7 protein-coding genes are annotated in these 6,485 nt (G+C 71.0%); 5 read left to right on the top strand and 2 right to left on the bottom strand.

Going from position 1 to position 6,485, the window contains the following annotated elements:
* Window positions 1-261 precede the first annotated feature (261 nt).
* The 3 genes from G6021_RS05020 (at window position 262) to G6021_RS05030 (ending at window position 4,340) form a co-directional block, all read left to right on the top strand.
* A complete protein-coding gene (locus G6021_RS05020) occupies window positions 262-1,125 on the top strand; it encodes an alpha/beta hydrolase (protein ID WP_182640773.1) in 864 nt (287 codons plus the stop codon).
* 72 nt (window positions 1,126-1,197) lie between these two features.
* On the top strand, window positions 1,198-2,091 hold the full coding sequence (locus G6021_RS05025; protein WP_182640774.1) for a phosphoribosylaminoimidazolesuccinocarboxamide synthase: 894 nt from the start codon (window positions 1,198-1,200) through the stop codon (window positions 2,089-2,091).
* Window positions 2,088-4,340: a S9 family peptidase gene (locus tag G6021_RS05030; RefSeq protein ID WP_182640775.1), complete on the top strand. Its 2,253-nt coding sequence runs from the start codon at window positions 2,088-2,090 to the stop codon at window positions 4,338-4,340. The genes G6021_RS05025 and G6021_RS05030 overlap by 4 nt, the downstream gene beginning before the upstream one ends.
* Before the next feature lie 63 nt (window positions 4,341-4,403).
* Here G6021_RS05030 and G6021_RS05035 read toward each other — a convergent pair whose 3' ends face one another.
* Window positions 4,404-4,931: a hypothetical protein gene (locus G6021_RS05035; RefSeq protein ID WP_179524599.1), complete on the bottom strand. Its 528-nt coding sequence runs from the start codon at window positions 4,929-4,931 to the stop codon at window positions 4,404-4,406.
* Complete coding sequence (locus tag G6021_RS05040; protein ID WP_031264401.1) at window positions 4,928-5,206, bottom strand: helix-turn-helix transcriptional regulator; 279 nt, start codon at window positions 5,204-5,206, stop codon at window positions 4,928-4,930. The genes G6021_RS05035 and G6021_RS05040 overlap by 4 nt, the downstream gene beginning before the upstream one ends.
* A 63-nt stretch (window positions 5,207-5,269) precedes the next feature.
* Between G6021_RS05040 and G6021_RS05045 the strand changes: the two genes are divergently transcribed.
* Both G6021_RS05045 and G6021_RS05050 read left to right on the top strand, forming a co-directional pair.
* Window positions 5,270-5,761: a glutathione peroxidase gene (locus tag G6021_RS05045; protein ID WP_182615281.1), complete on the top strand. Its 492-nt coding sequence runs from the start codon at window positions 5,270-5,272 to the stop codon at window positions 5,759-5,761.
* Between the two features lie 125 nt (window positions 5,762-5,886).
* The coding region (locus tag G6021_RS05050) for a DUF2334 domain-containing protein (protein ID WP_182640776.1) at window positions 5,887-6,485 on the top strand (599 nt) is incomplete at its 3' end.

Consider the following 6,485-nt stretch of genomic DNA (forward strand, 5'->3'; position numbering starts at 1 on the left):
CGAGCGCCGCGGCGGCCGCACGCCGAGTCCGGCGAGTGAGCCGGGTGCCGCGGCGACCGGAGGTGGGCTCCGGCGCCGGTGCGAGGGTGGTGGGAACCACGGGGACCTCCTGCGCTGTGGGTGTCCGGACCGCGTCCGGACAGAATTCTCTGACCGGTTCCATGCTCGTCCGCGCGCGGCCGCCGGTCTTGAGGCCGGAGGTGGAGAACCGGTTGGCACCTTTGGGGGAGGCCGGCGGCCTCCGGGCGCTAGTCTCGGCGCATGCGCGAGACCGTCATCCCCGTCCCCGGTACCTCCGGCCTGCAGGCGACCCTGCACCACGCCGAGACTCCCCGGGCCCTGCTCCTGCTGGTCCACGGCTTCGGTGAGCACTCCGGCCGGTACGGGCGGACGGTGGGGTTCCTCGTGGACCGCGGCGTGAACGTGGTCACCTACGACCTCCGGGGGCACGGCACGGCCCCCGGACCGCGGGCCAGGGTCGACACTCAGACCCACATCCGGGACAACCTGGCCGTCCGCGACGCGGTCCTGGAATGGACCCGGACCCCCGAGGGCGTGGGGACCGGGTCCCTGCCCCGTCTCCTCATGGGGCACTCGATGGGCGGGTTGATCGCCGGGGAGTCCGCTCTCCGGCGTCCGTGGGACCTGGCGGGACTGATCCTGTCCTCTCCCGGCATCGTCGTGGGCGAGAGCACACCCGCGCCGCTCCGGGCGGCGGCCCCGGTGATCGCCCGCCTCCTGCCGTTCCTCCCGGTGGAGAAGCTGGACCCGAACGAGATCTCCCGCGTTCCCGAGTACGTGGCGGACTACACCTCCGACCCGCTCGTGCACCACAAGGGGGTGCCGGCGCTGGCAGCCGGGACCCTCCTCGCGGGCGGGCAGAAGTTCCTGCAGCGCTCGAGCGCCCTGCGGTTGCCGACCCTGGTGATCAACGGGTCGGCGGACTCCATCACCTCGCCGACGGGCGCCCGTCGGTTCGCCCAGGTCGCGGGATCGGACCACGACCCGCGGCCGGAGATCACCTACCGGGAGTTCGAGGGCGGTCTGCACGAACTGTTCAACGACCGGTGTGCGGACGAGGCGTACGCGGCGCTCGGGGAGTGGCTGGACGCGCGGCTGGGCTGACGGCCCCTGCGTCCGGGCATATACCGCTCGTCCGGCGGGGCGTCCGCAGGGGCGCCGACTACGCTGGCCCCCATGCGACCCGAGCTCTCCTCCTACCGCCATCTCGCCGCCGGGAAGGTCCGCGAGTTATACGAGATCGACGGCGAGACGCTGCTCCTGGTGGCCACCGACCGGATCTCGGCGTACGACCACGTGCTCGGCACGCCGATCCCCGACAAGGGCCGGGTGCTCACCGCCATGAGCGCCTACTTCTTCGACGCCCTCGACGTGCCGAACCACCTTGCGGGGCCTCTCGACGACGAACGGATCCCCGCCGAGGTGCTCGGCCGGGCGATGGTCGTGCGCCGCCTCGAGATGGTGCAGGCCGAGTGCGTCGCCCGCGGTTACCTCACCGGGTCCGGGATGGTCGAGTACCTCGAGTGCGGGTCGGTGTGCGGTGTCGAGCTCCCCGGGGGGCTCGTCGAGGCCAGCCGGCTGCCGGAGCCGATCTTCACGCCCGCCACCAAGGCCGCGGTGGGCGACCATGACGAGAACATCTCGTTCGAGCAGCTCTCCGGGATCGTCGGCGACGAGCTGGCCGGCCGACTCCGGACCGCCACGCTGGAGGTGTATGCGCGGGCGGCCGGGATGGCCGCCGACCGTGGGGTGCTGCTGGCGGACACGAAGTTCGAGTTCGGGTTGTCGGAGGGCGAGTTGATCCTGGCCGACGAGGTGCTCACCCCGGACTCCTCCCGGTACTGGCCGGCGGACGGGTACGAGGCCGGCCGTGTCCAGCCGAGCTTCGATAAGCAGTACGTGCGCGACTGGCTCACCGGCCCCGACTCGGGCTGGGACCGATCCTCGGATTCCCCGCCGCCGCCGCTCCCGCCGGAGGTGGTCGACGCGACCCGGGCACGGTACATCGAGGCGTACGAGCGGATCTCCGGCCTGGAGTTCTCGGAGTGGCTCGGCGGTGAGTCCGCATGAGTGCCTATGACGCCACCGGCAGCCGGACCGACACCACCACCGACAGCGACACCACCACCGACCGGCGGGTCGCCGAGCCTCCCCGGGCCGAGCGCCGCCCCCACCGCCGTGAGCACCACGGCCGCGTCTTCGTCGACGACTACGAGTGGCTGCGGGACAAGGACGCCCCGGCGACCCGCGAGTACCTGGAGGCGGAGAACGCGTACACGGACGCGATGACGGCCGGTCAGAAGCCGCTCGAGGACGAGGTCTACGAGGAGATCCGTTCCCGCGTCAAGGAGACCGACATGTCGGTTCCCGTGCGGGCCAGCGGCTGGTGGTACTTCTCCCGCACCTCGGAGGGCCTGTCCTACGCCCGGCACTGCCGCGTCCCCGTGCCTCCGGAGTTCGTGGCGGATCCCGGAGACCCGGCCGGGTGGGTCCCGCCGGAGGTCTCGCCCGGTGTCGAGCTCCCCGGCGAGCAGCTGCTGCTGGACGGTAACGCCGAGGCCGAGGGGCACGAGTACTTCGCGCTCGGCGCGTTCTCGGTCAGCCACGACGGCCGCGTCCTCGCCTGGGCCACCGACACCGAGGGCGACGAACGCTACACCCTCCGGTTCCGCTCCCTCGACCCGGACCACACGGCCCCGGACGAGGAGATCTCCGGCATCGCTGCCGGGGTCACCTGGTCCCGCGACGGCAAGTACGTCTTCTATGTGACGGTCGACGAGGCGTGGCGCCCCCACACCGTGTGGCGTCACCGCCTGGGGACGACCCGGGACGACGACGACGAGGTGTTCCACGAGCCCGACGAGTCCTACTGGATCGGGGTCGGTGAGACGCGCAGCGAGAAGTACCTGCAGATCGCCGCGGGGTCCAAGATCACCACCGAGGTGTGGTGCCTGGACTCCGCCGACCCGGCGGGCGAGTTCTGGTGCGTACGACCTCGCGAGGAGGGCGTCGAGTACGACGTCGAGCACGCGGTCGTCGGCGGCTTGGATCGCTTCCTCATCACCCACAACGCGGGGTCGCCCAACTTCGCCGTGGTCGAGGCGCCCGCCGGACCGGTCGACCGTGACTTCCGCGAACTGGACCCGCTCGTGCCGCACCGCGACGACGTGCGGGTGGAGGGGGTCGACGCGTTCGCCCGCGTGCTGGTGCTCGGGTACCGGGAGCAGGCGCTGCCCCGGTTCTCCCTGATGCCGCTGGATCCCGCGTCGACCGTGGGTGTGGAGGCGTATTCCGGGTTCACTCCCGTGGAGTTCGACGAGGAACTGTTCACCTCCGGCCCGGGGTCGAACCCGGAGTGGGACGCACCGGTGCTGAGGTTCGGGTTCGGCTCGTTCGTCACCCCGGGCCGCATCTACTCCCTGGCGCTGGCCACGGGGGAGCGGACCCTGTTGCGCGAGCAGGAGGTGCTGGGCGGCTACGACCCGGCCGGGTACGTGCAGCGCCGGGACTGGGCCACTGCCGGGGACGGCACCCAGCTGCCGATCTCCCTGGTGATGTCGCTGGAGACCGCAGCCCGGATCGACGCGGGCGAGCAGGTTCCGACCCTGCTGTACGGCTACGGTTCGTACGAGACCAGCATCGACCCCGCCTTCTCGGTGGCCCGGCTCTCGCTGCTCGACCGGGGGATGGCCTACGCGGTCGCGCACGTGCGGGGCGGCGGTGAGATGGGGCGCCTCTGGTACGAGCAGGGCAAGACCCTGACCAAGCGGAACACCTTCACGGACTTCGTCGACTGCGCGCGGCACCTGGTCGACTCCGGGCTCACCGCCCCGGACCGGTTGGTGGCGGAGGGCGGCAGCGCGGGTGGCCTGCTCATGGGCGCTGTGGCCAACCTCGCGCCGGAATTGTTCGTCGGCATCCAGGCGGTCGTCCCGTTCGTCGATCCGCTCACCTCGATCCTCATGCCGGAGCTCCCGCTGACGGTGATCGAGTGGGACGAGTGGGGCGATCCGCTGCACTCTGAGGAGGTCTACGACTACATGGCCTCCTACGCGCCGTACGAGAACGTCGAGGCCAAGGACTACCCGGCGATCCTGGCGGTGACCTCGCTCAACGACACCCGGGTGCTCTACGTCGAGCCCGCCAAGTGGGTGGCCAGGCTCCGGGCGGTGTCGACCTCGGCCGACTCGGCGGACCGCCCGGTGCTGTTGCGCTGCGAGATGAGCGCCGGCCACGGGGGCGTGTCCGGACGGTACGAGCGGTGGCGCCAGACCGCGTTCGAGTACGCGTGGACGGTCCGCACGGCCGGCGCCGGATAGGGCCGGACCCGCAGCCGTTCAGGACGGCAGACGCTCGAGCGCGGTCGTCCTCGTCAGTCCTGGTCAGCGGTCGTCGGGGTCGGCGGGGTCCATGGTCGCGGCCATCGCGGCGGCGGGGATGATCCCCCCGACGAACACCGCCAGGACCGCGAGTCCGCCCATCGCGTAGGCGAGGCGGTGGCCGTCCCCGAGTTCCATCGTGGAGCCGAAGACCAGCACCAGTCCGATCACGAAGCAGATTCCCACGAGCACCGACAGCGCGGTGGATCTGGCGTGCAGGAGGGTCTGCGTCTCGAACTCGTCGAGGTAGCGCGGCGGCGCGGAGTCCTTGACGTCGATGACGGTGCGCAGCATCGTCCACACCGCGCAGATGGCCACGGTCATGGGCAGCCAGGCGATGACGATCGGGAGCCAGAAGAACCCGGCGACGGCGATCGCCGCCATGGCCGCGACGCATGCCCAGTTCAACCGGACCAGCAGTCGGCGGCGTTCCGGGGTGCGCCATGAGAGCAGGCTGCCGGAGATCCGGTCGACGGTCTTCTCGTAGCGACGCTCGGCGGAGGTCAGGGTCTGGTCGGTGGCGGTGTTCATGGTGTGTCCTCTCGTGTGCGGCGGTAGATCTCGGTGGACATCGGCTGGAACTCCTCCCGGGAGAAGACGGCCTCGACCGGCAGGTCGAACACCGCGCAGATGCGGAAGGCCAGATCCAGGCTGGGGTAGTGGTCGCCCCGCTCGAGCGCCCCCACGGTCTGGGGGTTGACCTCGATCCGTTCCGCGAGCGAGGCCCGGCTGAGTCGGTGCTCGGCCCGCAGGACGGCGATCCGGTTGTAGATGGGGAGCTTTTCTCCCCGTCGCACTGGGCTCATGAAATGCAGTGTTGTAAAAACCCAACGATATGTCAAAGGTGACAACCGCGTAAGCTGGCTCACATGAGCAGCCTTCACGACATCACCTTCACGACCATCGACGGCGAACAGGCCCGACTCGGTGACTACGCGGGGCACGCCGTCCTGGTGGTCAACGTGGCGAGCGAGTGCGGGCTCACCCCGCAGTACGAGGGTCTGCAGGAGCTGGCCGACGACTACCGCGACCGCGGGTTCTTCGTCCTGGGGTTCCCGTGCAACCAGTTCATGGGGCAGGAGCCCGGCGACGAGGGCGCGATCAAGGAGTTCACCACCGAGAAGTACGGCATCACCTTCCCCCTGGCCGCCAAGGTCGACGTCAACGGCCCCGACCGGCACCCGCTGTACGCGGAACTGACCGCGGTCGCCGACGCAGACGGTGAGGCCGGTGACGTGCAGTGGAACTTCGAGAAGTTCCTGCTGTCCCCGACGGGTGAGGTCGTGGGCCGCTTCCGCCCCAAGGTGGAGCCCGGTGCCCCCGAACTCACCGAGGCGATCGAGGACGTCCTCCCGGTCTGACCCCGTCCCGGAGCGTCACCTCCGGCCGGGACGTCACCTCCGGTCAAGACACGCGTCCGGTCGGGACACCGGACGTACACCTCGTCGTCGTCACGCTGTCATCACCGGCTGCGACGATGGGCTCCATGACACCGCGCCCGGCCACCGCCCGCCTCATCGTCTCCGTCTCGGGCCTGCGGGAGTCGACGCTGGAGGGTGCCGTGGATCTGGTCGGCGAACTCGAGCGGCGGTCGGTGCCCGTCTCGCTGCTCGTCGCGCCGAGGCGGGGGCGCGAGTACCGGATGACGGAGGACAGGGCCACGCAGGGCTGGCTACGCCACCGTCGCGAGCGGGGTGACTCGATCGTGTTGGGCGGCTACGACGAGGCCGCGACCCGACCGCGCAGGCCCGAGTTCGCCTCCATCGGACCCGCGGAGGCGGCCGTCCGTCTGGCCGCCGCGGACCGGATCATGGCCGACATGGGTCTTCGGACGCGGCTGTTCGCCCCACCGCGGTGGAACGCGTCGCCGGGCTGTCTCGAGGCGTTGCCCGGGGCGGGCTTCCGGGTCTGTGCCTCTCTCACCGGCGTCCACGACGTGGTCCGCGGGACCACGGAGCGTGGCCGTGCGCTGTCGATCGGGGAGGGGTTCCTCGCCGATGCCTGGTGGTGCCGGGCCCTCGTCACCGCGGCGTGTCGGACAGCGGCGGCCGGAGGGCTGGTGCGCGTCAACGTCTCCGCCACGCA

The organism is Dietzia sp. CW19, assembly GCF_014145265.1.
GTDB classification, from domain to species: Bacteria; Actinomycetota; Actinomycetes; order Mycobacteriales; family Mycobacteriaceae; genus Dietzia; species Dietzia natronolimnaea.

Bases quoted from the DNA above. Each gene is read 5' to 3' on its own strand.
- G6021_RS05020 (WP_182640773.1), top strand. From the start codon at position 262: ATGCGCGAGACCGTCATCCCCGTCCCCGGTACCTCCGGCCTGCAGGCG.
- G6021_RS05025 (WP_182640774.1), top strand. From the start codon at position 1,198: ATGCGACCCGAGCTCTCCTCCTACCGCCATCTCGCCGCCGGGAAGGTC.
- G6021_RS05030 (WP_182640775.1), top strand. From the start codon at position 2,088: ATGAGTGCCTATGACGCCACCGGCAGCCGGACCGACACCACCACCGAC.
- G6021_RS05035 (WP_179524599.1), bottom strand. From the start codon at position 4,931: ATGAACACCGCCACCGACCAGACCCTGACCTCCGCCGAGCGTCGCTAC.
- G6021_RS05040 (WP_031264401.1), bottom strand. From the start codon at position 5,206: ATGAGCCCAGTGCGACGGGGAGAAAAGCTCCCCATCTACAACCGGATC.
- G6021_RS05045 (WP_182615281.1), top strand. From the start codon at position 5,270: ATGAGCAGCCTTCACGACATCACCTTCACGACCATCGACGGCGAACAG.